Source organism: Microbacterium sp. NPDC058389 (assembly GCF_042722305.1).
Taxonomy (GTDB): Bacteria; Actinomycetota; Actinomycetes; order Actinomycetales; family Microbacteriaceae; genus Microbacterium.
In genome coordinates this window covers 90,635-116,847 of record NZ_JBHXJQ010000011.1, presented here as the reverse complement: position 1 = coordinate 116,847, position 26,213 = coordinate 90,635, and the positions used below count along the sequence as shown (strand labels likewise).

At 68.9% G+C, this 26,213-nt stretch carries 22 protein-coding genes; 10 read left to right on the top strand and 12 right to left on the bottom strand.

Annotation, left to right across the window (positions count from 1 at the left end):
* Positions 1-248 precede the first annotated feature (248 nt).
* Entirely contained in the window at positions 249-476 is a 228-nt protein-coding gene (locus tag ACFWJ8_RS14960) for an acyl-CoA carboxylase subunit epsilon (protein WP_378812909.1), read from the bottom strand.
* Positions 473-2,062 carry an acyl-CoA carboxylase subunit beta gene (locus tag ACFWJ8_RS14955; protein ID WP_378812907.1) on the bottom strand — a complete coding sequence of 530 codons (1,590 nt, stop codon included), beginning with the start codon at positions 2,060-2,062 and terminating at the stop codon, positions 473-475. The genes ACFWJ8_RS14960 and ACFWJ8_RS14955 overlap by 4 nt, the downstream gene beginning before the upstream one ends.
* A gap of 139 nt (positions 2,063-2,201) precedes the next feature.
* Between ACFWJ8_RS14955 and ACFWJ8_RS14950 the strand changes: the two genes are divergently transcribed.
* From ACFWJ8_RS14950 to ACFWJ8_RS14925, 6 genes are all read left to right on the top strand, one after another.
* Entirely contained in the window at positions 2,202-3,008 is an 807-nt protein-coding gene (locus ACFWJ8_RS14950; RefSeq protein WP_378812904.1) for a biotin--[acetyl-CoA-carboxylase] ligase, read from the top strand.
* 54 nt (positions 3,009-3,062) lie between these two features.
* Positions 3,063-3,650 (top strand): PH domain-containing protein, encoded by a 588-nt coding sequence (locus tag ACFWJ8_RS14945; protein ID WP_378812902.1) that lies wholly within the window; start codon positions 3,063-3,065, stop codon positions 3,648-3,650.
* A gap of 58 nt (positions 3,651-3,708) precedes the next feature.
* Positions 3,709-4,845 carry a 5-(carboxyamino)imidazole ribonucleotide synthase gene (locus tag ACFWJ8_RS14940; protein ID WP_378812900.1) on the top strand — a complete coding sequence of 379 codons (1,137 nt, stop codon included), beginning with the start codon at positions 3,709-3,711 and terminating at the stop codon, positions 4,843-4,845.
* Positions 4,846-4,989: 144 nt separating this feature from the next.
* On the top strand, positions 4,990-5,457 hold the full coding sequence (purE, locus tag ACFWJ8_RS14935; RefSeq protein ID WP_378812971.1) for a 5-(carboxyamino)imidazole ribonucleotide mutase: 468 nt from the start codon (positions 4,990-4,992) through the stop codon (positions 5,455-5,457).
* Positions 5,454-6,926 carry an LCP family protein gene (locus ACFWJ8_RS14930; RefSeq protein WP_378812898.1) on the top strand — a complete coding sequence of 491 codons (1,473 nt, stop codon included), beginning with the start codon at positions 5,454-5,456 and terminating at the stop codon, positions 6,924-6,926. Before purE ends, ACFWJ8_RS14930 begins: the two co-directional genes overlap by 4 nt.
* Before the next feature lie 2 nt (positions 6,927-6,928).
* Entirely contained in the window at positions 6,929-8,056 is a 1,128-nt protein-coding gene (locus tag ACFWJ8_RS14925; RefSeq protein WP_378812896.1) for a glycosyltransferase, read from the top strand.
* Positions 8,057-8,059: 3 nt separating this feature from the next.
* Here ACFWJ8_RS14925 and ACFWJ8_RS14920 read toward each other — a convergent pair whose 3' ends face one another.
* Together ACFWJ8_RS14920 and ACFWJ8_RS14915 are read right to left on the bottom strand one after the other, a co-directional pair.
* Entirely contained in the window at positions 8,060-8,803 is a 744-nt protein-coding gene (locus tag ACFWJ8_RS14920) for an ABC transporter ATP-binding protein (protein ID WP_378812894.1), read from the bottom strand.
* A complete protein-coding gene (locus tag ACFWJ8_RS14915) occupies positions 8,787-9,653 on the bottom strand; it encodes an ABC transporter permease (RefSeq protein WP_378812891.1) in 867 nt (288 codons plus the stop codon). The genes ACFWJ8_RS14920 and ACFWJ8_RS14915 overlap by 17 nt, the downstream gene beginning before the upstream one ends.
* Positions 9,654-9,799: 146 nt before the next feature.
* Here ACFWJ8_RS14915 and ACFWJ8_RS14910 point away from each other — a divergent pair, with 146 nt between their 5' ends.
* Positions 9,800-11,485, top strand: a complete 1,686-nt coding sequence (locus ACFWJ8_RS14910) for a glycosyltransferase (RefSeq protein ID WP_378812889.1) — start codon at positions 9,800-9,802, stop codon at positions 11,483-11,485.
* Entirely contained in the window at positions 11,479-12,378 is a 900-nt protein-coding gene (locus tag ACFWJ8_RS14905; RefSeq protein WP_378812886.1) for a glycosyltransferase family 2 protein, read from the top strand. Before ACFWJ8_RS14910 ends, ACFWJ8_RS14905 begins: the two co-directional genes overlap by 7 nt.
* 51 nt (positions 12,379-12,429) lie before the next feature.
* Here ACFWJ8_RS14905 and ACFWJ8_RS14900 read toward each other — a convergent pair whose 3' ends face one another.
* Genes ACFWJ8_RS14900 through rfbA form a run of 3 tightly spaced genes read right to left on the bottom strand, consistent with a single transcriptional unit; the run spans position 12,430 to position 15,709 of the window.
* The gene (locus tag ACFWJ8_RS14900) at positions 12,430-13,842 is read right to left on the bottom strand and encodes a sugar nucleotide-binding protein (protein ID WP_378812883.1); all 1,413 of its coding nucleotides are present in this window, start codon (positions 13,840-13,842) and stop codon (positions 12,430-12,432) included.
* Complete coding sequence (gene rfbB, locus ACFWJ8_RS14895; RefSeq protein WP_378812881.1) at positions 13,842-14,840, bottom strand: dTDP-glucose 4,6-dehydratase; 999 nt, start codon at positions 14,838-14,840, stop codon at positions 13,842-13,844. The genes ACFWJ8_RS14900 and rfbB overlap by 1 nt, the downstream gene beginning before the upstream one ends.
* Positions 14,840-15,709, bottom strand: a complete 870-nt coding sequence (gene rfbA, locus ACFWJ8_RS14890; RefSeq protein WP_378812879.1) for a glucose-1-phosphate thymidylyltransferase RfbA — start codon at positions 15,707-15,709, stop codon at positions 14,840-14,842. Before rfbA ends, rfbB begins: the two co-directional genes overlap by 1 nt.
* Positions 15,710-15,933: 224 nt before the next feature.
* Between rfbA and ACFWJ8_RS14885 the strand changes: the two genes are divergently transcribed.
* Positions 15,934-18,171 (top strand): hypothetical protein, encoded by a 2,238-nt coding sequence (locus ACFWJ8_RS14885; RefSeq protein ID WP_378812876.1) that lies wholly within the window; start codon positions 15,934-15,936, stop codon positions 18,169-18,171.
* 60 nt (positions 18,172-18,231) lie between these two features.
* Here the strand turns inward: ACFWJ8_RS14885 and ACFWJ8_RS14880 are convergent, their stop codons facing one another.
* Positions 18,232-20,433 (bottom strand): hypothetical protein, encoded by a 2,202-nt coding sequence (locus ACFWJ8_RS14880; RefSeq protein WP_378812873.1) that lies wholly within the window; start codon positions 20,431-20,433, stop codon positions 18,232-18,234.
* 148 nt (positions 20,434-20,581) lie between these two features.
* Here ACFWJ8_RS14880 and ACFWJ8_RS14875 point away from each other — a divergent pair, with 148 nt between their 5' ends.
* Complete coding sequence (locus ACFWJ8_RS14875; RefSeq protein WP_378812870.1) at positions 20,582-22,807, top strand: hypothetical protein; 2,226 nt, start codon at positions 20,582-20,584, stop codon at positions 22,805-22,807.
* Here the strand turns inward: ACFWJ8_RS14875 and ACFWJ8_RS14870 are convergent.
* From ACFWJ8_RS14870 to ACFWJ8_RS14855, 4 genes are read right to left on the bottom strand one after another with little or no spacing between them, the layout of a single operon-like run.
* Complete coding sequence (locus ACFWJ8_RS14870; protein WP_378812867.1) at positions 22,789-23,667, bottom strand: NAD-dependent epimerase/dehydratase family protein; 879 nt, start codon at positions 23,665-23,667, stop codon at positions 22,789-22,791. The two genes, ACFWJ8_RS14875 and ACFWJ8_RS14870, sit on opposite strands and share 19 nt — an antisense overlap.
* Positions 23,668-23,701: 34 nt before the next feature.
* Positions 23,702-24,715, bottom strand: coding sequence for a glycosyltransferase (locus tag ACFWJ8_RS14865; RefSeq protein ID WP_378812864.1), 1,014 nt, complete (start codon positions 24,713-24,715; stop codon positions 23,702-23,704).
* Entirely contained in the window at positions 24,712-25,542 is an 831-nt protein-coding gene (locus ACFWJ8_RS14860) for a glycosyltransferase family 2 protein (RefSeq protein ID WP_378812861.1), read from the bottom strand. Before ACFWJ8_RS14860 ends, ACFWJ8_RS14865 begins: the two co-directional genes overlap by 4 nt.
* Positions 25,539-25,940 (bottom strand): GtrA family protein, encoded by a 402-nt coding sequence (locus ACFWJ8_RS14855; protein ID WP_378812858.1) that lies wholly within the window; start codon positions 25,938-25,940, stop codon positions 25,539-25,541. The genes ACFWJ8_RS14860 and ACFWJ8_RS14855 overlap by 4 nt, the downstream gene beginning before the upstream one ends.
* Between the last annotated feature and the right edge of the window lie 273 nt (positions 25,941-26,213).

The window sequence follows — 26,213 nt, the reverse complement described above, 5'->3', positions numbered from 1 at the left end:
TCCGCATGGCCGGATCCGGGGCGTCCGCGGAGCGGACTCGGATCGGCCGAACGCAGAAGCGTTCCAGCGATACAAGTATCTCCGGCCCGCAAGAGGTCTGTCTGTAGGTATTTCGGGGGACAAAGCTGTCCGCTGAAATCGACCCGGCGGGGACCCGGAAGCACGGGCTCAGGCTTCGACAGGCTCAGGCTTCGACAGGCTCAGGCTTCGACAGGCTCAGGCTTCGACAGACTCAGGCTTCGACAGGCTCAGCCGAACTTGCCCCAGCCGAGGTCGCGGCGCAGCGGCTGCCGCATCGCTCGCGCGGAGAGCTCCCACCCGCTGCGGACGCGTCGGTCCTCGGCGACGGCCTCGGAGGCCTCCCCGGAGTACGCCTGGCTGACGACGGCGATGAGCGCCGCGAGCTCCTCGTCGGTCGGGTCGCCGCGGCGCACGTCGATCGTGACGCCGGCACCCGTCTCGTCCGCGATGCTCACAGCGGGATGTTCCCGTGCTTCTTGGGCGGCAGGCTCGCGCGCTTGCCGCGCAGCGCGCGGAGCGCCTTCGCGATCGACACGCGCGTCTGGGCGGGCTCGATGATGCCGTCGAGCTCGCCGCGCTCGGCGGCGAGGAACGGGGATGCCACGTTGTAGGTGTACTCGTTGGCCAGGCGCGTGCGCACGGCGGCCACGTCCTCGCCGGCCTCCTCGGCGCGCTTGATCTCGCCGCGGTACAGGATGTTGACGGCGCCCTGGCCGCCCATCACGGCGATCTCGGCGGTCGGCCACGCGAGGTTGATGTCGGCACCGAGCTGCTTGGAGCCCATGACGATGTACGCCCCGCCGTAGGCCTTGCGCAGGATGACGGTGACCAGCGGCACCGTGGCCTCGGCGTAGGCGTACAGCAGCTTCGCACCGCGTCGGATGACGCCCGTCCACTCCTGGTCGGTGCCGGGGAGGTAGCCGGGGACGTCGACGAGCGTGACGATCGGGATCGAGAACGCGTCGCAGAACCGCACGAAGCGGCTGGCCTTCTCGCCCGCCTCGATGTTGAGCGTGCCGGCCATCTGCGAAGGCTGGTTGGCGATGATGCCGACCGAGCGGCCCTCGATGCGGCCGAAGCCGATCACGATGTTGGGTGCGAACAGCGGCTGCACCTCGAGGAAGTCCTCTGCGTCGACGATGCCGCGGATCACCTGGTGGATGTCGTACGGCTGGTTCGGCGAGTCCGGGATGACGGTGTTGAGCGCGCGGTCGGCGTCGGTCGTCTCGAACTCGAAGCCGCTCTCGTAGACGGGCAGTTCGGCCATGTTGTTGTCGGGCAGGAAGCCGAGCATCGAGCGCACGTAGTCGATCGCGTCGTCCTCGTCCTCGGCGAGGTAGTGCGCGACGCCCGAGCGGGTGTTGTGCGTGTGGGCGCCGCCGAGCTCCTCCATGCCGACGTCCTCGCCGGTGACGGTCTTGATGACGTCGGGGCCGGTGACGAACATCTGGCTGGTCTTGTCGACCATGACGACGAAGTCGGTGAGGGCGGGGGAGTACACCGCGCCGCCCGCCGCCGGTCCCATGATGATCGAGATCTGCGGGATGACGCCTGAGGCCGCGGTGTTCAGGCGGAAGATCTCACCGTACTTGCCGAGGGCGATCACGCCCTCCTGGATGCGCGCGCCGCCCGAGTCGAGGATGCCGATGATCGGGATGCCGCTGCGCAGGGCGAACTCCATGACCTTGATGATCTTGTCGCCCGCGGCCTCGCCGAGCGATCCGCCGAAGGTCGAGAAGTCCTGCGAGTACACCGCGACGGTGCGGCCGTGGATGGTGCCGACGCCGGTGACGACGGAGTCGCCGTACGGACGTGAGCGGTCCATGCCGAAGGCGGTGGTGCGGTGACGCACGTATTCGTCGAGCTCGACGAAGCTGCCGGTGTCGAGCAGCTGCTCGATGCGCTCGCGGGCGGTGCCCTTCCCCTTCGCGTGCTGCTTCTGCTTGGCGGCGTCCTCGGGGTCGAGGACGGCCTCCTGGTAGCGCGCGCGGAGGTCGGCGATCTTGCCGGCGGTCGTCGAGAGGTCGGGCTGCTCGGTCACGGATTCCACCCTATCTGCGGGCTCGCGTGATCCGTTGGAGGGTTCGCACAAGGGGTTGCGGCATCCACTGTGGCTCTCGGTCCCGGCGCCGGCCGTAGGGAGGCACCGCACGCCCGGCAGCGCGAGTAGCGTGAGCACCATGTCGTTCCCGCCTGAGGGATACCCCCTCGCCGCCGCGGTGAGCCCGCGCGTACAGGTCGTCCCGACCGCCGACTCCACCAATGCCGACGTCGTCCGCCACGTCGCCGACGCGCCGGACGAGTGGCCGCACCTGTCGCTGCTGCTCACCACCGACCAGCGCGCGGGCCGCGGCCGCCTCGACCGCACGTGGGTGACGCCTCCGGGGTCCGCGCTGGCCGTGTCGGTCGTCGTCGACGCCGCCGCGATCCCTCCCGCCGCGCGGGGCTGGATCCCGCTCGTCGCGGGCGCCGCGATGACGCGCGCGGTCGCCGCGCAGCTGTCGCGCACGGCGCACTCGACGACGCTGAAGTGGCCGAACGACGTGCTCGTCGACGGCCGCAAGGTGTGCGGCATCCTCGCCGAGATCGTCCCGTCCCGGCCCGACACCGTGGTGATCGGCTCAGGAGTGAACACGCGGATGCCGGCGGCCGATCTTCCCGTGGACACCGCCACCTCGTTCGCGGCGCTGGGACAGGTGTGCGACGAGGACCGCCTGCTCGCGGACTACCTCGGAGCGCTCGAGGAGCAGCTGACCGCCCTCGCGTCCGCGCACGGCGACGCGGCCGAGGCGGGCGTGCTGGCCGAGGTGGAGGCGCTGTGCGGCACCCTCGGCGCCGACGTCGCGGTGTCGCTGCCGGGCGGCGAGACGCTGCGCGGCCGTGCGCAGCGCATCGACCCCGACGGACGCCTCGTCGTCGTGCAGGACGGCGAGTTCGAGAGCGCCGTGTCGGCGGGCGACGTCGTCCACGTGCGTCGCGCCACCTGACGCGACACGGCGGGTTCGCAGCGGCCTGTCGGCTGCACCCGCCACAATGGAGCCATGACGCAGCCGTTGGGACTCGGAGGCAGGCCGCTCACGCCGGCGCCCGGAGCGCCCACGCCCGAGCTGCTCGTCGCGAAGTTCCGCGGGCATGCACGCCGCCTGTTCTGGTCGGCCCTCGTGCTGATCGCCGTAGCGGGGGCGTGCGGCTACTTCTACGGCAACCTCCCGGCCGGATTCCACGACTGGATGCTGCTCGCCGTCGCCGGAGCGGTCGTGCTGCTGCTCGTGCTGCTGCCGTTCCTGGCCTGGTGGGGTCACGTGTACACGATCACGACCCGCCGTGTGCTGGAGCGCCGCGGTGTCTTCTCGGTCAGGCGGCGCGAACTCGCACACGTGCGCGGCTACACGCTGAAGGTGAAGCGCGGACTGCTGCAGCGCATGTGGGGTGCCGGCACGATCACGCTCAACAACGGCATCGACGAGCCGCTGCGCCTCGCGAACATCCCCTCGGTCGAGCTCGTCCACGAGGCGCTCGTCGATCAAGTCGAGGTCAACCAGATCCTCGCGCACCGCGACGCGCAGCCGCTGCCGCCCGGTCCGCCGCCGCCCGTTCCGCCCACGCCGCCCGCGACCCCGCCCGCGTAGGTCGTTCGGCGTCCCGCGGGTGCGGGATGATGGAACAAGGCAGTCGAGAGGGAGTCGCATGACGCTGCGAGTCGGAGTCGTCGGGGGCGGGCAGCTGGCCCGCATGATGATCGCGCCGGCGGTCGAGCTCGGAGTGGAACTCCGCGTGCTCGCCGAGGACGCGGGGATGTCGGCATCCCTCGCCGCGACAGCGGTGGGCGACTATCGCGACGCCGCGACGGTGCTCGAGTTCGCACGCGACGTCGACGTGGTCACGTTCGATCACGAGCACGTGCCGCAGGACGTGCTGGCGACCCTCGTCGAGGCGGGCGTCGCGGTGCACCCCGGCCCCGGCGCGCTGCGCTTCGCGCAGGACAAGCTGCTCATGCGCGCGCGCCTGCAGGAGCTCGGGATGCCGCAGCCGGACTGGGCGGCCGTCACCGATGCCGACGAGCTGCAGGCCTTCATCGACGACCACGGCGGCCGTGCTGTCGTGAAGACCCCCCGCGGCGGCTACGACGGCAAGGGCGTGCGGGTCGTGTCGGCGGGCACCGAGGCCGAGGACTGGTTCGCGACGCTCGCCGAGGACGCCCACGGGGGTGCGCTCCTCGTGGAGGAGCTCGTCGACTTCACGCGGGAGCTGGCGCAGCAGGTGGCGCGTCGCCCGTCGGGCGCGATGCGTGCGTACCCGGTCGTCGAGACCGTGCAGCGCGACGGCGTGTGTGCCGAGGTGATCGCCCCGGCACCGCACGCGGGCGAGCGGCTTCCCCAGGTCGCCGCGCAGATCGGCACCGCGATCGCCGAGGGCCTGGGCGTGACCGGGATGCTGGCGGTCGAGCTCTTCCAGACCACCGACGAGCGCCTGCTCGTCAACGAGCTCGCGATGCGGCCGCACAACAGCGGCCACTGGAGCCAGGACGGCGCCGTCACCGGCCAGTTCGAGCAGCACCTGCGTGCCGTGCTCGACCTGCCCCTGGGCGACACCGATCCCGTCGCCGACTGGTCGGTGATGGTCAACATCCTGGGCGGCCCCGCCGAGGGCGGACTCGACGACCGCTTCGCCGCCGCCATGGCCGAGCACCCGCAGGCGAAGGTCCACACCTACGGCAAGGCGCCGCGGCCCGGACGCAAGGTCGGGCACGTCAACGTCGTCGGGGACGACCTCGACGACGTCGCGTACCAGGCACGTGCAGCGGCATCCGTGTTCCTGGACTGACGCCGCCCGGGGCCCAGGTCCCTCAGCCTGTCGAAGGGCCGCGCCGTTGCGCGGATTTCCAGCGTCCGCCCCTACCCTTGACGGGTGACCGGCGCGCTCGAATCCCCCCTGCACTCCTCCGAGACACCGCTGGTCGGTGTCGTCATGGGCTCCGACTCGGACTGGCGGGTGATGAGCGACGCGTCGCAGGCGCTCACGGACTTCGGGATCCCGCACGAGGTCGAGGTCGTGTCGGCCCACCGCACCCCCGACAAGCTCATGCGCTACGGGCGTGAGGCGCGCGGGCGCGGCCTGCGCGCCATCATCGCCGGCGCCGGCGGGGCGGCGCACCTCCCCGGCATGCTGGCCTCGGTCACCGCGCTGCCGGTCATCGGCGTGCCGGTGCAGCTCGCGACGCTCGACGGCATGGACTCGCTGCTGAGCATCGTGCAGATGCCTGCCGGCATCCCCGTCGCCACGGTCTCGATCAACGGCGCCAAGAACGCCGGGCTGCTCGCCGCCCGCATCCTAGGTGCGGCCGACCCGGCGATCGCCGATCGGGTAGAGGCCTACGCGCGCGATCTCGAGGCCCAGGTCGAGCTGAAGAACCGGCGGCTCAAGGAGTCCTTGTGAGCATCGCCACCCCCGCGCGTCAGACGACCCGGCCCGCTGCGGCGCCGGTCGTCGAGGAGCGCCCGCTGCGGCATCCGGATGCCTCATCCCGGGCGTTCATGACGCGACGCGGCTGGTGGCTGGTCGCGCTCAACTTCCTCATCCCCGGGTCGGCGCAGGCCGTCGCCGGCAACCGCCGGCTCGGCAAGTTCGGGCTGGGCGCGACGCTCGTGATGTGGACGGCGCTCGTCGTCGCGCTGCTGTTCGCCCTGCTCGCGCCGACCGCAGGTCTCAGCATCATCACCGGCGCATGGCTGCCGGACTGGCTGGGGCTGCTGCGCCCCGTGCCCCTGCTGATCGCGCAGGGGGCGATCATCGCCTACGCCGTGCTCTGGATCGTCCTGACGATCGACACGCTGCGCCTCGTGCGCCTCGTCAGGACCGGACGCTGGGCGCGGCTCGGGATCGCCCTCGTGGCGATCGCCCTCCTCGTCGTCAGCAGCGGCACCGCCGCGTGGGCGCAGAGCGCGGTCGGCTCCGTGCGCAGCGGCATCGGGATCTTCCGCGCCACGGGACCGGTCGTGCCCCCGGACGACGGCTATTACAACATCCTGCTGCTCGGTGCAGACAGCGGCGAGGGTCGCGACTCGATGAGGTTCGACAGCATCTCGGTGGTGTCGATCAACGCCGAGACGGGTGCGACGACGATCACCGGCATCCCTCGCGACATGCCGAACTTCCCGTTCGCCGACGGGCCGATGAAGGACCGCTATCCGAACGGGCACGAGGGCCACGCCGACGCGACGTGCGGCTGGGGGAGCGGGATCAACCAGCTGCGCACCGAGGTGGAGGTGTGCCAGGACGGTGCGGAGCTGTACCCGAACGCGGCCGCCGAGGCGTCGTCGCCCGGTGTCGAGGCGACCAAGGACGCGGCCGAGGGCATCCTCGGCGTCAAGATCCCGTACTACGTGTTCATCGACATGCACGGCTTCGCATCGCTCGTGGACGCCCTCGGCGGCGTCGACATCAACGTCACCGAGCGCCTGCCCAAGGGCGGACCGCCCGAGGGCGTGGATCCGCACGACGTCGACAGTTGGGCGATCGGCTGGATCGAACCCGGCCAGCAGCACATGGACGGCGACACCGCGCAGTGGTACGCGCGGTCCCGCTACACGACGAGCGACTTCGACCGCATGCGCCGCCAGCGCGAGCTGCAGGAGGCGATCCTCGCCCAGTTCAAGCCGGACGTCGTGCTGACACGCTTCAACGAGGTCGTCGCCGCGGGGACGGACCTCGTCGAGACAGATCTGCCGCAGTCGCTCATCCCGACGCTCGCCGACCTCGCACTCAAGGCCAAGGAGCAGCCCGTCCAGACGATCGAGCTGACGCCGGCCGGCGGCATCGACGAATTCGCGCCGGACTACGCCTACATCGCCGAGCTCATCCAGTCGAAGCTGCACCCGCCGACTCCTACCTCGTCGGGAGAGTGATCGTGGTCGCCACGCTTCGCGTCGTGCTCGATCAGCTCGTCGCCCCCACCGAACCCCCGCTCGCCGAGGCCTCTCGCGAGCTGGCCCGCGCTCTCGTCCTGGGCGCTCCGGCCGGCTGCGAGGTCGAGGCGATCGCGCCCGCCGGTGGCGATGACGCCGGGCTCGCGTCGGTGGGCCTGGCCGGCGTGCGGCGCACCGCCTTGGCGCGCCGCGAGCTCGCAGCGGCGCTGCAGCTCGGCGTCGGCACCGGCATCGGCGGGGGCATGATCCACTCGCCGTCGCTGTTCGCCCCGCTCGTGCGTCACGACCGTGTGCACGATCACGACCAGACCGTCGTGAGCGTGTGGGACCTGCGCCCCTGGGAGTCGTCCGCCGAACTCCCGCGCGGCGTCGCCGCCTGGCACAAGGCGATGCTCCGACGCGCCGTCAAGCACGCGGACGCCGTCGTGGTGCCGACCCACTCGCTGGCCGTGCGGCTGCTGGAGATCGCACCGGGCATCGGCGACCGCATCCGCGTGGTCGCCGGCGCTGCGCCGCTCGGCTTCGCCGTGCCGGTGGACGAGATCGGACGACGTCGCGAGCTCGGCCTGCCCGAGGGGTTCCTCCTCATCGCCGCCGGCCCGCCGGCCTCGGAAGGGCTGGATGCCGGATTCGCCGCGGTCGCGGCGTCCGCCGTCGACCTGCCCGTCGTCGTGATCGACGTCGAAGAGGGGCACGAGCCCGCCGTCGCCGACCTCGCCTCGGCCGCCGGCATCCCGGAGCGTCGGCTCCATGTGCGCGGCGCCCTCGGCGCCACCGACCGGGGAGCCGTCCTCGGCGGTGCCGTCGCGCTCATCGCGCCCTCGCGCCGCGCCGCCTTCCCTTGGCGGGTCGTCGACGCGCTCACGCTCGGCGTGCCGGTGATCGCCGCGTCGTCCGCCGTGCACGACGAGGTCGTGTTCGACGGGGGAGCCCTGGTGGCGGCATCCGACCACGGAGAGCTCGCGGAAGGTCTCGGCGCGGCGCTGGCCGCCGCTCTCGGGTCGACCGCCGCCGCGGACCGGCTCGGCGTCCTCTCCGGCGACCGCGGGCGCGCGTTCTCGTGGCGCGAGGCCGCGGACAAGGTCTGGGCCCTGCACGCCGAGCTGTGAGGCTCAGGCGCGCAGGAAGGCGACCGCCTCTTTGCTGTCGCCGTCGAACGCGACCTTCCCGCCACGGAGCACGATCGCCCGGTCGCAGAGCCCGGAGACCATGTTGAGGTCGTGGCTCACGACCACGAGCGTCTTGCCGTCCGCGTGCAGCTCCCGGATCCGGGCCAGGCACTTGCGCTGGAAGGGCTCGTCTCCGACGGAGAGGATCTCATCGATCAGCAGGACGTCGACCTCGGTGTGGATGGCGACGGAGAAGGCCAGCCGGAGGAACATCCCGGACGAGTAGTGCTTGACCTCGGTGTCGATGAACTGCTCGATCTCGCTGAAGGCGACGATGTCGGCGAAGCGGTCCTCGGTCTCCTTCTTGCTCATCCCCAGGATGGCGGCGTTGAGGAAGATGTTCTCGCGGCCGGAGAGGTCCGGGTGGAAGCCCGCCCCGACCTCGATCAGCCCGGCGACACGTCCTCGGGTCCGGACTCGACCGGAGTCCGGGCGAAGGACGCCCGAGATCATCTTCAGGGTCGTGGACTTGCCCGAGCCGTTGAATCCGAGGAGCGCCACCGCCTCGCCGGGCGCGATGGAGAACGACACGCCGTCCAGCGCGTGGAAGTCGGTCGTGAGCGGCTTCCGCCGCACAGCGGCGAGCACCGTCTCCTTGATCGAGTGCGTGTGGCGGAGCTTGAAGTCCTTGTGGATGTCCTCGACGAGCACGCTCGGGGCGATCACGGGATCAGAGGTCCTGGGCAAAGCGACCCTCCAGACGGCGGAACACGGACTGACCGACGATGAGAAGAACGAGTGAGATGACGAGCGCGAGTGCGGAGTACATCGCGAGATCGGGGAGGGGCTGCGCGTCCCGCGGGCCCAAGGGGAACCAGATTCCGTAGTGGAACAGCTCGACAGCCGCCGTGATCGGGTTCAGGCGGTACGCCACGAAGAGCCATTCGGGCACCTTGTCGGCGACCATCTCCCACTGATACATCACCGGCGATGCCCACACCGCGCACATCACGATGATCTCCACGAAGCTCTGCGCGTCACGGAACGTCACGTTGATGGCGCCGAACAGCAGACCCAGACCCGTGGACAGCACGGCGACGATCACGAGAGCAAGGAGAACGGCGCCGATCTGCAGCGCGGAAGGCGCCCAGCCGAAGAACAGAGCGATGACGACCACGACGATGATCTGCGGAAGCGTGTTGACAGCCGCGATGAGCATGCTCGATACCGGGAACATCTCGCGGGGCAGATAGATCTTCTTGATGAGCGCAGCGTTGTCGATCAGCGATCGCGTGCCATTCGAGAACGCCTCGTTGAAGAACGTCACGACGGTGATGCCCGCCAGCAGATAGATCGGGAAGAAGTCGACCTTGCTGTTCATCCCGAGGAACAGGCCGATGGCGACATAGAACACCACGAACTGCACCAGCGGCTTGACGTACGACCACATCCAGCCGAGGACCGAGCCGCGGTACCGGATCTGGACTTCTTTGCGGACGATCAGCGAAAGCAGGTAACGGCGGCGGAAGACATCGAAGAGGCCGATGCTGCGCCCGGGATCTTCCAGGCTCGCGAGCTCAGACGACGCGCGGGACATTGCCCTCCTCGAGGCGATTGCGGATGGAGCCCGATGGGGCCCATACATCCTAATGCGAGGGTTGCTCCCGGGTTGCTGTGAGGCAAGCGCTGGTAGGCTCGGCGGGTTCCCGACGAGTAACGCAGACGAGAGAGCGCGCCAATACAGTGACCCTTGAGAACGTCCTCGGCCAGCCCTCCCTCTTCCGTCTCTCGGAGTCGACCCAGCTCCCCGAAGACCTCTCCATCCGCGAGCGCCGCCTCCTCGTCGGGGCGTTGAACTTCCACGCGCTCATGGCTCCGGGGCGAGAACTCACGGTCCATGGGTACACGGGCGACTGGGGGTCGCTGCCGCGCACCAGCGACGATTCGACCTTCGACGGTCTGTCTCGTGCGTTCGGCTCTCGTGAGTTCACGGTGACGTCGGTCAGCGCGGTCGCCGCAGAGGATCGCATTCCGGGGCCGAGCGAGGCACCGTCCCTCCAGCTCGCGGCGAGCCCGATCCGTCACATCCACGTCTCCCGTGATTCGGTCCTCGATTTCGACCCGCCCCGCGACATCTCTCCTGGGCTCATCCGGCAGACGCTGCGCGCGATCCGCGCGCGGACGCCGCTGATGTACGACGAGCTGCGCGACATCGAGCTGCTCCGCCATCGCCGCGCGCTGCGCACGCCGGCTCCCCGTCGTCACTATGAAGACGAGTTCCGGAAAGGGGGCAGCCACGAAGACGCACAGATTCTTCCCGCCCCCTCACCGATCGACGGCGCGCCTCGGGCAGTCCTCCTGGGTCTGCACTGGTTCGAGCTGGGCGGCGCCGAGCGCTGGGCGTTCGAGACGGTCCGTCTGGTGCGCGAGGCCGGCTTCCTTCCCATCGTGCTCACGAACCGGGATTCGCATCAGCCGTGGATCGCGCGTCCCGAGCTCGACGGCGCGCTGGTCATTCCGTTCTCGGAGGCGACGGTCGACTCCCAGACCCCGGGTGTCGAGGAGCTGCTGCGCGGAATCCTCCGTTCCTTCGACGTGCGCGGGGTCGTCGTCCACCACAACCAATGGCTCTACGACCGTCTTCACTGGATCGCAAGGTCGCGCCCCGGCATCCCGATCATCGACTCCACCCATATCGTCGAGTACCGCGGAGGCGGATACCCCCTCAGCAGCGCGATGGTCGACGAGGTGATCACCACCCACCACGTCATCTCTCCCACGCTCGGCCGCTGGATGACCGAGATCCAAGGAATCCCCGAGGCGAAGGTCGTGATGGCGCCGCTCGGCGGTCTGACCGTCGAGTTGAAGGACGCGTCGTTCCGCGCCCGAACGCCCGATCAGCCCTTCACCGTCGCGTTCGTCGGCCGCATGGCGCGCCAGAAGGCACCGGAGGTGTTCGTCGCGATGGCGCGGCGGCTGCGCCGCTCCGGGCGCGACATCCGATTCATCATGCACGGCGACGGTGAGATGGCGTCGTGGGTCGACGACCTGCTGCGCGCGTCCGATCTCGCCGACGTCGTCCGGCGGGATTCGTCGGTGCCCGTCTCGCAGACGCTCGAGGAGGCGCACGTGCTCGTCGTGCCTTCCCACAACGAGGGTCTCACGCTGACCACCCTCGAGGCGATCGCGCACGGTGTGCCGGTCGTCTCGACGGACGTCGGCGCACAGTCCGACATCGTGCCCCCGCGCGCGCTCGTCTCCCGCAACGTCCATCAGGCGGTCAGCGGCCTCGCCCGCGTCGTCGCGACGCTCGCGGACGACGAAGCGGCGCGCCAACAGCTGTGGCGAGACGAACGAAAGGCCGAGAAGAAGCTGCTTGCACAGGAATCGGCGAGCGAATGGTTCGCGAAGGAGGTGCGATCGTGGTGACGGTCGCCGCGGTGGTTGTCACGTTCAACCGCCTCGAGAAGTTGAAGACGGTCATCGCCTCGATCGAGGCGCAGACCCACGCGGTCGAGCGGCTGCTCGTGATCGACAACGCGTCGACGGACGGGACGGCCGACTACCTCGCCGCCCTGCAGACGACGGTGCCGCTCGAAGTCGTGTCGATGACCCGGAACTCGGGGGGAGCCGGCGGGTTCGCCGAGGGGATGCTGCGCGGCTACGCCTCAGGCGTCGACCATGTCTGGATCATGGACGACGACTGCTACCCCCAGCCCGCCGCGCTGGCGAACCTCGTCCGAGGGTTCGACGAAGCGGTCGACGAGCTCGGCGGCGATGTGCCCTTCGCGTGTTCCGTCGTCGAGTTCACGGACGGCAGCATCTGCGAGATGAACAACCCGGTTCCGACGTGGGACTGGGCGCGGCTCATGGTCAAGGGCCAGAAGAACGTGATGGTCACCGCCTGCTCGTTCGTGTCGGTGCTCATTCCCCGGTGGGCCATCGCCCGGTATGGGCTTCCGTACCGCGATTACTTCATCTGGTTCGACGATCGGGAGTACACGCTGCGACTCACGCGGGTGTGCCCGGGCGTTCAGGTCATGGACTCCGTCGTGATCCACGACATGGGGGACAACCGTGGCGTCAACTTCGCGATGGTCGATGCGAAGAGCCTCTGGAAGTTCTCCTACGGCGTGCGCAACGAGGCGTCGTACCAGCTGCACCATCGCGGGCTGCTGTACTACTTCGAGTTCGGCGCGCGCCTGTTCGTGAGTCTGCACCGCGGGCGCGTCTCGTGGCGACTCCGCGGCGCCCTGCTGGGCAAGTGGCTGGCAGGAGTGGGTTTCAACCCGAAGATCGAGTATCCGCAGCCGGTGCGGTGATGCGATCGCGTCCCTGCAGTCCACGCGGACGGCAGGGACGCGATCGACGGTCTAGAGGGACGCGACGTACCGCTCGAGTCCGGTCTGCCAGTCGGGCAGCGCGAATCCGGTCGCCTCGATCTTCGCGAGGTCGAGCATGCTGTTCCGCGGTCGCGGGGCAGTGGGCGCGGCGGCAGAAGCCGCGTAGGCGGCGGCCGTCGTCGAGCCGACGCGCTCCGGGTCGTGGCCGACCAGGCGGAAGACGGAGCGCGCGATGTCGGCCCACGAGCCGACGTCACCCGACGAGGTCAGGTTGTAGACGCCGAAGGGCGCCTGCACCGCGATCAGATGTTCGATCCCGCGGACGATGTCGTCCGCGAAAGTGAGCCGGCCGTACTGGTCGGCGACGACAGCAGGATCGATGCCGCGCTCGGCGAGGCCGATCATCGTCCGCACGAAGTTCTTGCCGTCGCCGACGACCCACGAGGTGCGCACCACATAGTGGCGGGGAGCGATGCCGGCGGCGGCGTCGCCGGCTGCCTTGGTCTGCCCGTAGACCCCGAGAGGAGCCACCGCGTCGTCCTCGACATAAGGCGACGGCTTCTGTCCGTCGAACACGTAGTCGCTCGAGATCTGCACGAGGGTGATGCCCTGCGAGGCGCACAGCGCGCTCAGACGGGCCACCGACGTGGAGTTCGTCTCCCAGGCGGCAGCGCGGCCCTCCGGGGACTCGGCGGCGTCGACGGCCGTGTACGCGGCGGCGTTGATGATGACGTCGTAGTCCCGCCAGTGACGCTGAAGGGGCAGGTCGTCCGACGTGATGTCGAGCTCGGCGCGCGTCGTGAACTCGAACGAAGGATCTGCGCCGAACCGTCGTCGCAGAGCCGACCCGAGCTGCCCGCCGGCCCCGAGCACGAGCGTCTTGCGCGCCGGCATCGGGACGACCTCCGCCAGACGCGGGTGGCCGCGGTCCTTGTCCGAGATCTCGGCGCGCGAGAGATCGATGGGCCAGGGCACCGCCGCCGTCTCATCGGCCAGGTTCAGGAACGTGTAGGACGCGGTCGGCGACCAGTGATCGTTCACCAGGTAGACATAGGAGGTGTCGGGTTCGAGCGTCTGATAGGCGTTGCCTACCCCGCGCGGAATGAACACCGCCCGTGAGGGATCGATCTCAGCGGTGAAGACGGTGCCGAAGCTCTCGCCCTCCCGCAGGTCCACCCAGGCGCCGAAGATGCGCCCCGAAGCGACCGAGACCCACTTGTCCCACGGCTCGGCGTGGATACCCCGCGTCGTCCCGACCGCGTCGTTGAACGAGATGTTGTTCTGCACCGGCGCGAAGTCGGGCAGCCCGGCGGACACCATCTTCTCGCGCTGCCAGTTCTCCTTGAACCACCCGCGATTGTCGCCGTGCACGGGGAGATCCCACAGGAGCAAGCCGGGGATGCTCGTCTCGACGGCGCGCAGCTCCGCCCCGAACCGCGTCATCACTGTCCCTTCGAGGCGTAGAACGCCTCGGTCGCGCCCTTCGCGTCGGCCCACCAGGACTCGTGATCGCGGTACCACCGGATCGTGTCCGCGAGTCCGGCCTCGAAGTCTCCGAAACGCGGCTCCCAGCCGAGCTCTTCGCGCAGCTTGCTCGAATCGATCGCGTACCGCAGGTCGTGCCCCGCCCGGTCCGTGACGTGGTCGAACGCATCCTCGGGAAGCCCCATGAGCCGCAGGATCATCGCGACGACGTCCTTGTTGTTCTTCTCGCCGTCGGCGCCGATCAGGTACGTCTCTCCGATCCGACCCCCCTCGAGGATCGCGAGCACGGCCGAAGAGTGGTCCTCCGCGTGGATCCAGTCGCGGACGTTCTCGCCACGCCCGTAGAGCTTGGGGCGGATACCGCGGATCACGTTGGTGATCTGACGCGGGATGAACTTCTCGACGTGCTGGTACGGGCCGTAGTTGTTCGAGCAGTTCGAGATCGTGGCCTGAACACCGAACGAACGCACCCACGCGCGCACGAGCAGGTCGCTCCCCGCCTTGGTCGAGGAGTACGGGCTCGACGGGTTGTAGGGCGTCTGCTCGGTGAAGCGCTCGGGATCGTCGAGTTCGAGGTCGCCGTACACCTCGTCCGTCGAGATGTGGTGGTACCGCGTCTCGTGGCGGCGTGCGGCCTCGAGGAGCACGTACGTGCCGATGATGTTGGTGTCCAGGAACGGCCGAGGGTCGTTCAGCGAGTTGTCGTTGTGCGACTCGGCGGCGTAATGGACGACCGAGTCCGCCTGGTCGAACAGCTCGTCGACGATCGCGGCGTCACAGATATCGCCCTGGACGAACCTGACGCGATCTTCGGGAAGCCCCTCGAGCGACGCGAGGTTGCCCGCGTAGGTCAGCTTGTCGAGGACCGTGACGTGGTGGTCGGTGTTCGCGACGACGTGGTGGACGAAGTTCGAGCCGATGAAGCCGGCTCCTCCGGTGACGAGCAGGCGAGCCATCATCGACCTCTCTTGAGGGTGTCGAGCAAGTAGGTGCCGTAGCCGGACTTCGTGAGCAGGTTCGCCCGCTCTTCGAGTTCGGCATCGGTCAGGAACCCCTGTCGCCACGCCACCTCTTCGGGGACGCCGATCTTCATGCCCGTCCGTCTCTCCATCGTGCGGACGTAGTCGGCCGCGTCGGTCATCTGGTCGAACGTTCCGGTGTCGAGCCACGCGGTGCCGCGCGGCAGCACCTCGACCTGGAGCGCACCACGCTCCAGATACTCGCGGTTGACGTCCGTGATCTCGTACTCGCCGCGCGCGCTCGGCTTCAGGTTCCGCGCGATGTCGACGACGTCGTTGTCGTAGAAGTAGAGGCCGGGCACGGCGTAGTTGCTGCGCGGCGAGACAGGCTTCTCTTCCAGTGACACGGCGACGCCCTGCGCGTCGAACTCGACGACGCCGTACGCCTGGGGATCTGCCACCCAGTAGGCGAAGATCGCGCCGCCCTTCACGTCGTTGTACCGCTTGAGCTGGGTGCCGAGGCCCGGGCCGTAGAGAAGGTTGTCGCCCAGGACCAGGGCGACGGAGTCGTCGCCGATGAAGTCCGCACCGATCGTGAAGGCCTGCGCGAGTCCATCGGGGGACGGCTGCTGCGCGAAGCTGATCGAGATGCCGAACTGCGACCCGTCGCCCAGCAGTCGCTCGAAGTGTGCGGCGTCGTGCGGAGTGGTGATGACCAGGATGTCCTGGATCCCCGCAAGCATCAGCGTCGCGAGCGGGTAGTAGACCATCGGCTTGTCGTAGACCGGGATCAGCTGCTTCGACACACCCAGGGTGATCGGGTGGAGTCGGGTGCCGGATCCGCCAGCGAGGATGATGCCTTTCACGCCTCTATTCTGTCAGGCGCTCGTCGTCGACTTGGCCAGGAGGGACTGGCGCTCCCTTCCGTCGCTCCAGTCACTTGCGTAACATATGCCTCATGCGGGGGCAAAAGCGGTGGTTGGCGCGCGTTGCGTTGGTGCTGGCCATCACCATCGGGTTCACGACCGTCCAGGCAGTGGAGAGTGCGTCGGCGGCGGACCCATCAACGCCGACGATCGCACCCCGTCCAATGACGCTGAGCGGCTTCGACGCCGGCAACATCATCGAGGATGCCGTCTTCTTCGCGAAGGACACGATGAGCGCCGCGGAGATCCAGGCGTTCCTCAACAGCAAGGTGCCCCAGTGCCAGTCGGGCTACACCTGCCTGAAGTCCTACGGGCAGGCGACCACCAGCCGGTCGGCCGACGCGATGTGCGGGAGAGCCTACGTCGGACGCTCGTGGGAGAGTGCGGCATCCATCGTCTACAACGTGGCGCAAGCCTGCGGGATCAACCCGCGCGTGCTGCTTGTCATGCTCCAGAAGGAGCAGGGGCTGGTCACCCACACGTGGCCCAGCGATTGGCGCTACACGAGCGCGATGGGCCAGGGATGCCCAGATACCGCCGCGTGCGACGCGCGCTACTACGGGTTCTTCAATCAGGTGTACTACGCGGCGTGGCAGATGAAGCGCTACGCGAACCCGCCGGGCACCTCTCAGTACTTCACGTGGTACGCGCCCGGCCGCACGTGGAACGTCCGCTTCAATCCCAGCGTCTCCTGCGGCAGCGGGGCGGTCCTGATCCGCAATCAGGCCACGGCGAACCTGTACTACTACACGCCGTATCAGCCGAACGCTGCGGCGCTGCGCGCCGGGTACGGCACGGGTGACGGCTGCTCCAGCTACGGCAACCGCAACTTCTACAACTACTTCACCGATTGGTTCGGCAGCACGAGGGCAGCGGCCGTCACCATCGTCCGGACGGAGAGCGACCCCGCGGTGTACCTGGTGTCCGGGAACACGCGGTGGCACATCGCCGACGCGACGGACTACGCCGAGCTCAACGCCGCGTTCGGTCCGACCTACATCGTGGGGAGCGCCTTCGTCGCCGGGTTCACCGACGGGGGCACCACGGGAGCGATCATCCGCAACTCGTCGACCGGCACCATCGCGCTCGTCCAGGGCGGTACGACACATCGACTCGCATCGTGCACGCAGGTCACGACGTGGGGCGGCTCGTGTTCGGCGCCCGTCAACGTCACCGGCTCGACGTTCTCCCGGGTCGCAGCCGGACCCGAGGTCACTTCGTACTTCCGGGTACGGGGCAGCTCCCTCTGGGGGCGGTTCGACAGCGCGACCAGCGCGACTCCGCTGTACAACGAGCAGGCGGTGAAGGCGGCCGCGGGCGTTCCCAGGGGTGCGACACCGTACGCGGCCGCGCTCAGTGGTACGCGATATGCGGCGCTCACGAAGTCGCCGTTGCAGTTCGCGCCCGCTCAGCTCGTGAAGTCGGCATCCAGCCCGACGGTGTACCTCACCGCCGACTTCGACAGACTGCTCGCCGTCGGCTCCTGGAACGATGTGGTCGAGTACGGCCGCACGTCGGCCGACCTCGCCGTGGTGGCGGCCAAGGACCTCACCCGGTACAAGGCGTCGGGCACGGTCGCGCGGACCTTGCGATGCGACGGAACCACGTACTTCCCGGCCCAGGGAACCCTGTACACGCTCACGGCGCCCGATCGACAGGGCCTCGCTGTCATGGATGCCTCGTCCGCGACGTGTGCGCAGTTCGCGGTGTCTTCGACGAAGGTGGGCTCGACGCTGGCGATCAAGAAGTCCGGTTCCGCAGCGGTGAGCGTCGTCGAGGCCGGCAAGGCCCGACCGGCGCTGGCGTGGGATGCTCTCGTCCTCTACAACAACGGGACCGCGCCCCCGATCCTGACCGTCCAGGGAACGACTCTCGCCGCGTTCCCGACCGGCGCCCCGATCGCCGATGGGCTGGTCGTCAAGACGGCCTCGTCCGCCGACCTGATGCTGGTGAACGGGATGACCTTCAACCGCATCCCGTCGATGGCTGTCGCTCAGGAGCTCGGCCTGTCCACCCGCTACAGCAGCATCGATGCCGCGACGGCTGCGAAGTTCACCGCCGGCCCCGCCCTGTCGCTCTGGGTGACGTGCGCCTCGGCCACGTACTTCGCGGCCGGAGGGGTCCTCGTGGCCGCAACGCCGGCGGCAGCACAGGGATTCACCGCGGTCCCGCTCTCGCGAGCATCATGCGCCACCGTGCGGCTCGACGCGAAGCAGCCTGTCGCGACGGTCTTCGTCAAGTCCGCGTCGTCGCCCGTCGTGTACGCGGCTGCCGCGGGTTCATACCGCAAGATCGGCTCTTGGGACGAGCTCGTCCGCCTCGCGGGGACCCCGTCGCCGCGCATCCTGTCGATCTCCGCATCCGCTTTCGCCTCCGAGATCGCGCCCGCTGTCGCACGGTGAGCGGCCGGACCCCGGGTCGGATCGCTCCGGCGCCGTCTGCGGCGGCGGGGAGCGGCCGCGTCAACGAGAACCGAGGAGGGCCTCCTCGGCGTGCGCCGGGCGCTCGGCCCGCTCGCGACGGCGACGGATCACGGCCAGCGCAATCGTCCAGGCCACGATCCCGGTGGCGGACGCGGCGATGAGCAGCAGGGACAGAGTCAGACCCGGCGGCCGGAATGCCGCCGTGACCTCGCCGTCATATCCCGCCGGGACGGTGACCGTCAGAAGGAATCCGTCTGCCGACGCCGCCTGTGTCGCGCCCTGGACGGTGTAGCCGGGCCACGCCAGTCGGCTGAAGACGATCCGAGCGGCCTCGTCGGAGTCGTTGCGGACGTGCAGGCGGATCGACTCGGGAGTCGTCTCGACGTCCGACACCGCCGTGTCGGGCTCGGCGAGGATCACGCCGCCGGCGGGCGCCACGGGATCGTCGCGGACCCACAGCTGGGTGTAGGTGCCGTCGTCGGCGACATGCCAGCCGTCGGGCGGGGCATCCAGGTACTGCTCCGTGTCGTCGGACTTGATGATCTGCACCGAGCTCACGGCCAGCTCGTCGGCGAGGGTGAGCCCCGTCTCGGAGCGGACCTCGAACAGACGCTCCGCGAGCTCCGGGCAGGTCTCGCCGGAGTATCCCAGGCAGACCGTCTCGTTGAAACCGTTGAATCCGAGCAACTGATACCGGTTCACGACCGGTGAAGGATTGACGTACCAGGAGTTCGCGAAGAGCGTCTCGTCCCAGATCCCCGGTTGATCGGCGAGGGGGACGGGGTCGCCGACGACGATCGTGTCGCCGACGGCATCGGCGAGCTGCGTCTGCAGCCGTGCGACCTGGGTCGGCACATGCTGATCGGCCCACACCGATCGGGGGTACAGGTACTGCTGCATGCCGAAGGCCAGGACCGCGAGCACGGTCAGTGCGACCGCACCTGCGCCGAGCGCCCGGCGGCGCACGCGCGGCATCAGCAGGATGACGCCGATCCCTGCCGCGGTGATGAGGGCGGAGGCCACGAAGCGCTTGCCGAGCTGCGGCGTCTGCGCCCACGCGAGGAACGCCGCGGCCGCGACGATCGCGATCGCGATCGCGGTACGGGCGCGGGTCACCCTGCGTGCACGGTCCAGCCCGACGGCGAGCAGCACGATCACGCACAGCCCGAGATACGGAAGCATGCGGGTCGGGTAGCGCAGCGGGCCGATCACCGTGGGCAGCATGATGAAGGTGAGGAACACGCCGGTGAGCACGACGATGTCGACAGTGCGCGGCGAGACGCGGAACAGGCGCCGCCAGCGGACGAAGGCCATCAGCGGCACCAGGATCGTGAGGAACGCCATCGGGACCGGTGCGGTCAGCCCTACCCACCACCACGCGGCGGCCTGCGGCAGTGCGGTCGAGACCGGAGACATCGCCATGCCCGACAGGTCCAGGGTCATGAATCCGTCCATGTACAGGGAACCACCGGCGCGCTTGGTGACGGAGGCGGTCAGCAGGCTCGTGACGTGGACGGCCAGCGCCACCGCGGCCAGCGCGATCCCCAGGAACAGCAGACGACGCGCGGCACGCAGGTCTCGCCGGACCACCCGGGTGACCAGCGTCGCGGCGATGACGAGGGCCAGGGCGATGGTGCCGTGCACGTAGCCGATCGACACGAGGAGGTAGCCGGTGACGAAGGGCAGCAGGGGTCCGCCCCGCCCGCGCGTGAACCGCAGCAGCGCCGTCCAGAAGGCCGGGAGCAGAGCCCAGGCGAAGAGCCCGGTCACCCATGACGGTGCATCGAAGAACGTTGTGAACCCCGTGAACGGCGTCGCCGTTGCGGCGACCATCGCGAAGGGCGGCCCCGCCCCGAGCTCCCGGGCGAGCGCATAGGTGCCCGCGGCGCCGACCAGGATGGCGATCAGCTTGACGATGGTCGTGAAGACGGCCGCGTCGTGCGCGATGGCCGAGGCGACGCTGACGAGGATGATCAGAGGATTGAAGAATCCCCACTGACCCTCGGCGAACAGGTTGCCACTCGACCACACGCTGGGTTCCAGCACCGGGATGCGTCCGGACAGGATCTCGGAGCCGAGATGGAACCACTGTCCGAACGCGCCGTTGACCGAATCGTCGACGAAGTAGTGCTTCGCGTTCCACAGGAGCGGCAGCACGGCCGCGATCGTCACGGTGACGAGCGTCGCCGGGAACCAGATGACATCGCGATAGCGTCCGGCGGGGCGTGTGCGAGCAGTCACGTCATCTCTCGTTCGTCAGTCGTCGTCCGGCCCTCGTTCGTCCGGAGACGACGTCGCAGGTGCGTCGGCGGGCCCGGCGAGATTAGCACGCGGGCCTAGGACGCGCCGGAATGCGGGGGAGGACGGGGGATTGGGTAACCTCGACTCCGTGGTCACCCAGGAAGTCGCTTCGGTCGCGCCGGCAGAGGAGTCGGCATCCCCCAGCCGCCGCATCCTGGGACTGCACCTGCGAGGCGGGCTTCTCTGGTACCTGCTGAGCGTCGCCGCAGTGCTGCTGATGGCGCTCGCGCGCATCGTCCGGGAGCCCCGCTTCTTCTTCTGGGACGACACGCAGCTGGGTGCGTTCGGGCAGTGGTACGGCTTGGGGACGCGTATCCTGGCCGGCGATCTCACGATCCTCGCTCCGGGGGCCTGGCAGGGCGGCAACTACCTTGCCGAAGGCCAGTGGGGCATCTGGAACCCCGTCGTGTGGGTGATCGCCGTCTTCACCCACGTGTTCGACGGCGCCACGGCGACGGTCACCGTCGTGAAGCTCTTGTTCCTGGTGCTCCTGTGCACGGGCGCCTACCTGCTCGCCCGCGAGTACGGTGCAGCGCCGTGGTGGGCCGCGGTGGCAGGGTTCACGGCGACCGCAGGCGGACAGACGATCTTCATGGATGCCCCGTCCTGGGTGACCGGCCTGCAGAACGTCGCCCTGTTCGCGCTCACGTGGTGGGCCCTCAAGCGTCATGTCGATCGGGGCCGGAGCCCGGTGCCGTTCTTCGCGCTCTCGTATGTGCTCATCGCCTTCGGCTACGTCTTCGGGGCGATCGAGCTTGCCGTGCTCCTCATCGTCGTGCTCGTCGAGAAGATCATCCGCCGCTCGCGCGCCGAGATCGTGCGCGTGCTCGTGCTCGGCGCGTTCGCCGGGTTCGCGACGGTCTTCGTCTACCTGCCGGGTCTGCTCACCTCGCCGGTGACGGTCCGCTCCGGATCGGCCATTCTGAACGATCAGTTCCTGAACATGGATGTGGGGGACCTGCTCACGTCGCCGATCGCGACCGGCACCAGTTCCGTCCGGGGCTATTGGGGCGACCTCGTGCCCGTGCCGCTGCAGTACGTCACGTGGCTGCTGCCGGTGTTCATCCTGATCGCGACAGGATGGCGGCGCTCGCTGCGCGAGCTCGCGATCCCGCTCGCCGTGCTCGTCATCACGACGGCGTTCGTCATCGGGCCGAGTGTGCTCGGACCGCTGCGTTACCCGGCCCGCATGATGCCCTACGTCGTGCTGTGCGTCGCGGTGGTGTTCGCCGTCGTCGCGACGAACGGCTGGAACAGCCGACCGAGCAGGCGACGCGTGCTGATCGCCGTCGGCGCGACCATCGCGGCTGGGTGGCTCTCATGGGCCGCCCAGCCGTCGTCCTGGCTGTGGGTGTGCATCGGTGTCCTCGTGCAGTCCGCAGCGATCGTCGTCGTGGGCTATGCGGGTGCGCGAGGCGGACGCGACGTGGGGATGCGCGCGGCCGCGTGGACGCTGGTCGCCTCGCTGTTGGTGCTCGTTCCGCAGATCTATCGCTACCCGTCCAGTCCGCTCGGCAACTTCAACGTGCCCTCGTCGGTCACGGCCATGCACGATGTGGGATCCGACATGGACGACGGCATCTTCACCGTCGGCGACGTGTACTCGTTGCAGCAGCATCCGGACGCCTACGACGAGAGCCTGCTGGCCAACCTCTGGTACCTGACGAAGAAGGACGCGGCGAGCGTGTACACGGTGCTGCCGTTCACGACGTACGCCGCCGAACTCTGCGTCGACATCCGCGGCAAGACCTGCCCGGAGGCGCTCGATGCCCTGTTCGAGGATCGCGAGCATCCGCTCGCCGACGACATGGCGCTGAACACGGTCGTCGTCATCAAGGGCGACGGGCTGGAAGACCGTCCGAAGGCTCCTGAGGGGTGGACGGTGACCGACTCCGAGTACGTCTGGGTGCTGCACCGGGACGAGCCCGTGGATCGGGCAGGGGGAGTGGCACGCGCGAGCGAGGGGACTTCGGTGACGGTCCTTGATCGCGACGACACCAGCGTCCGGTTCACCGTCGACGAGGTGGCAGCCTCCGGCGGTCAGGTGATCTTCAGTCGGCTCGCGTGGCCGGGCTACACCGTGGACGGTGCCGAGCTCGGTGACCCTGCACGCGACTTCCTGTTGACCGTCGACGTGACCGCCGAAGATGTGGGCAAGGTCGTCACGGTCACGTTCCGGCCGCCGGGCTGGGGGATCGAGCTGACGTCGGTGATCCTGGCGGGTCTGCTCGCCGTGGCCTGGACGATCGTGTTCGGGGTGGTGCGCAGGCGCGGGCAGCGAGCAGGCGGCGACCGTCAGCCCGAGACCATGTGAGCTGCGAGGTGGACGCGGTACAGCGTCCCGAGTCCTGCGGGAACCGTGGTCGAGACGAGTCCGTCGAGGTCCGTCCACACTTCTGAGCGGACGCGCAGGTCTGAGGCCTGCCCAGCCGAACTCCCCTGTCCGATGACGATCGGCACTCGCTTGCGGCGGATCCGCGAGAGCTCGGCGATGATCGCGCCGATCGAGAGGGCGTTCATGGAGCCGACGATCTTCACGACGGAGGTGCCGGCGGGCTGCGCCGAGAGCCGGAGCATCCCCGCGTCGATCACGCGTGCACAATCGTCGACGTAGATGTAGTCGCGCAGTGTGTCCAGCGGGACGTAGATCGCGACCGGCCTGCCGGTGACGGAGCTCTCGACGAGCACGGAGATGAGCCCTTGCCCCTTGGCGAGATCCTGGCCGGGACCGTAGAGGTTGGTGATCCGCGCGATGAACGAGCGGATGCCGCTGCGTCGGGACAGCGCGGCGAGGGCGCTCTCCATCTCGAGCTTTGCGTCGCCGTACGCCGAGAGCGGACGCGGCGGCGTCGCTTCCGTGAACGGCGGTGCATCACTGCCCGCGTACGCTCCTCCGACGCTGGACGCGAGGAAGAGACGGGTGTCGTCGGCCCGTGAGCCGAGCACCGCCTCGACATCGGCGAGAAAAGCGCGGAAGACCGCCACCTCCTCGTCGAGCTTCTCGCGTGGCGTGGACGTGACACCGCGGCCGGCGCACCAGTAGATCTCGCACGCCGACCCCTCGGCCTCCCGCGCGAAAGTCTCGAGCGCCGCGCGGAGGTCGTGCACAGCTCTCTCGGGCGAGCTCCAGTCGACGTCCGCGCGGAAGGCGATGTCCTCACGGGCGCGGGCCACGGCCGACCCGAGAAGGCCACGGCCGATGACCCATCTAGTCACGGTTTTCCGGAAGCCGCTGGCCGAGAGGACCCGTGGACGGATCGCGCACGATGAGGTACGCCGGCTTGCCGAGCGCCATGTTGACTGCGACACCGAGGTACTCGGCGATCACGCCGAGTGCGACGAGGATCGCGCCGCTGCACAGCGCGGTGAGCACCATCTGCGATGTCCAGCCCTCGGGGATGTCGCCCGATGTGAATCGCATGATGATCAGGTAGATCGCGAAGACCACACCGCCGGCCGCGACCAGCAGGCCGGTCGCCGTCACGATTCGCAGCCCTCGGGTGCCCGAGGTGAGGATCATCCGCCAGAAGTGGGCCATCAGCCGGCGGTACGAATAGCCCGATCGGCGGTCGCCTTCTTCACGCAGTTCGACAGGCGAAGTCACGATGTGCGCCGCCACCCACGACAGCGCGACGTCCAAGTAGACGCCCGTGCCGGAGTATGCCGCCACACTGCGGCCGACTTCACCGAGGATGAGCCGGTAGCTGTTGAAGTGCGATGCCTTTCCGCCGCCGAAGAGCGTCTCCAGCAATCTCTTCGAGGCCTTCGAGGCGGTGTTGCGGAAGTATCCGTGCGGAGGCTTGTTCGTCGGCTCCGCGTAGACGACGTCGGCGCGCTCCCGCATCGCCGTGTCGAGCATCGAGCCGATCGCGGCGGGGTCGTGCTGTCCGTCCTCGTCGAGCGTGACGACCCAGTCGCCGCCCGAGGAGGCGATCCCTGCGAGCGTCGCGGCATGCTGGCCGAAGTTGCGGCTGAGCCAGACGGCCTTCACGTACGAGTACTCGTCGGCGAGCCTGCGGATCAGCTCGGCAGAACGGTCGGGGCCGTGGTCGTACGCCAGTACGACCTCATGCACGATCGCGCGATAGCCGTCCGGGGTCTCGAACCCCTCGGTGAGAGGGGCGATCTCGGCCAGCACCGACGGCAGGGTCCGCTCGCCCTGGTAGACGGGGATGACCACCGACATTCGATGGGTGAAGCTCTCGGTCGGGACGTCGCTCATCGCATTCTCCGCTTGAGGATGGTGTAGCTGAGGCGCCGCGCCCGGGCCATCAGTGTCGCTCGAAGATCGCCCTGACGTACGTCCGCGGCGGTGACCACGTCCGGGTGGTTGTCGTGGAGCCAATGGTGGAACGACCGCGCCTGTGCGGACTGGTCCTTCGTGAGCGCGACGCTCCACTGACTGGTGCTCATACGGAAAGTCGCACCGACTTCGGTGTCGGGCGCGAAGTCGCCGGTCATGAGCACGCGGCTGTAGCTGGCCTGATCGATCAGGTACGGGAACTCGCCGAACCAGCCTCCTGTGTCGCGCAGGGCTTCGGTTCGCATCATGACGGAGGCGGGCTCGCCGAACAGGTTCGATCCCGCGCGGACCGCCTTCCGGACGGCCGTCGTCCCGGCGATCCGCTGGCCGATGCCGCGCAACCCCCATGCCTTCATGAGGACCTTGCCGTCGGCGTCGATGATGTCGCGTCGGCAGGCGGTCATGGCCACGGCCGGATCGGAGAGGATCTCCACCTGACGCGCGAGCACGCCGGGACGGAGCACGTCGTCGCCGCACACGAGCTTGAGCAGCGGCGCCTGCGCCGCGTCCGTCACGCGGTTCCAGTTGCGCGGAGCTCCTCCGCCCGCGGGCGTGTCGAGCAGTGTCACACGCGGATCGTCGAGGAAGGCCTCGACGACGGCGCGCGTGTCGTCCGACGACGTGTGGTCCGCGACGATGAGTTCCAGATCGACGCCGGTCTGGGACAGGATCGACTCGATGGTCTCGCCGATCGTGCGACCGTTGTTGTAGGCGGGGATGACGACGCTGAGCTGCGCGCGTGTCATACGACCTCTTTCTTCCGGCGGAACGAGAAGCGGCTGTGGCCGAAGTAGCTCACGAGCGTCGTCACGAAGACGATGAGCGCCTGGGCGACGATCGGCTGCAGGTCGAAGAGCTCGACGAGGACGGGCAGCAGCACCGCGTTTATGCCCAGCGATACGAGGTACACCGACTCGAAGCGTGCGAGGTCGAGCCACACGTGGCCGCGGACGCGGAAGACGAAGCGCCGGTAGAGCACGAAGGCGCACAGCACCGCAGCGATGTGGGCGAGCACCAGGGTGACCATGTAGCCGTACTGACCGAGCCAGCGACCGACGGTGTACTCGAACAGCGCGAACCATCCGAAGCCCACGATCGTGTTGATCACGCCGACGATGAGGAAGGCGACGCGGCGGTCCTTCACGAAACGGAGCAGAGGGCCGTCCGGACCGCTCATACCCCCCACGGCCTCTTTCGCGGGTTCAGGAATCTCGGTCCCCTCCGCGTCGGGGTCGGGCGTGTCATTCACTCGTATCTCACCTGTCGTCCGGGATACGCACGGCAGAGCACACAGTCCGCGCGACCAACCCAGGCTACCGCAGGCCGTCTGAGTGTCCGCGACGAGCGGTGGCAGGTTGGCCAGCTAGAATTTCCCGTCTGGCTGCGCCGATCGGCGCCTCAGCCGCTTCGAGACGAA

Coding starts and splice junctions, on each gene's coding strand:
- ACFWJ8_RS14885 (WP_378812876.1), top strand. CDS start 15,934: ATGACGCTGAGCGGCTTCGACGCCGGCAACATCATCGAGGATGCCGTC.
- purE (WP_378812971.1), top strand. CDS start 4,990: ATGGGCTCCGACTCGGACTGGCGGGTGATGAGCGACGCGTCGCAGGCG.
- ACFWJ8_RS14915 (WP_378812891.1), bottom strand. CDS start 9,653: ATGTCCCGCGCGTCGTCTGAGCTCGCGAGCCTGGAAGATCCCGGGCGC.
- ACFWJ8_RS14945 (WP_378812902.1), top strand. CDS start 3,063: ATGACGCAGCCGTTGGGACTCGGAGGCAGGCCGCTCACGCCGGCGCCC.
- ACFWJ8_RS14900 (WP_378812883.1), bottom strand. CDS start 13,842: ATGACGCGGTTCGGGGCGGAGCTGCGCGCCGTCGAGACGAGCATCCCC.
- ACFWJ8_RS14940 (WP_378812900.1), top strand. CDS start 3,709: ATGACGCTGCGAGTCGGAGTCGTCGGGGGCGGGCAGCTGGCCCGCATG.
- rfbB (WP_378812881.1), bottom strand. CDS start 14,840: ATGGCTCGCCTGCTCGTCACCGGAGGAGCCGGCTTCATCGGCTCGAAC.
- ACFWJ8_RS14865 (WP_378812864.1), bottom strand. CDS start 24,715: ATGAGCGACGTCCCGACCGAGAGCTTCACCCATCGAATGTCGGTGGTC.
- ACFWJ8_RS14950 (WP_378812904.1), top strand. CDS start 2,202: ATGTCGTTCCCGCCTGAGGGATACCCCCTCGCCGCCGCGGTGAGCCCG.
- ACFWJ8_RS14860 (WP_378812861.1), bottom strand. CDS start 25,542: ATGACACGCGCGCAGCTCAGCGTCGTCATCCCCGCCTACAACAACGGT.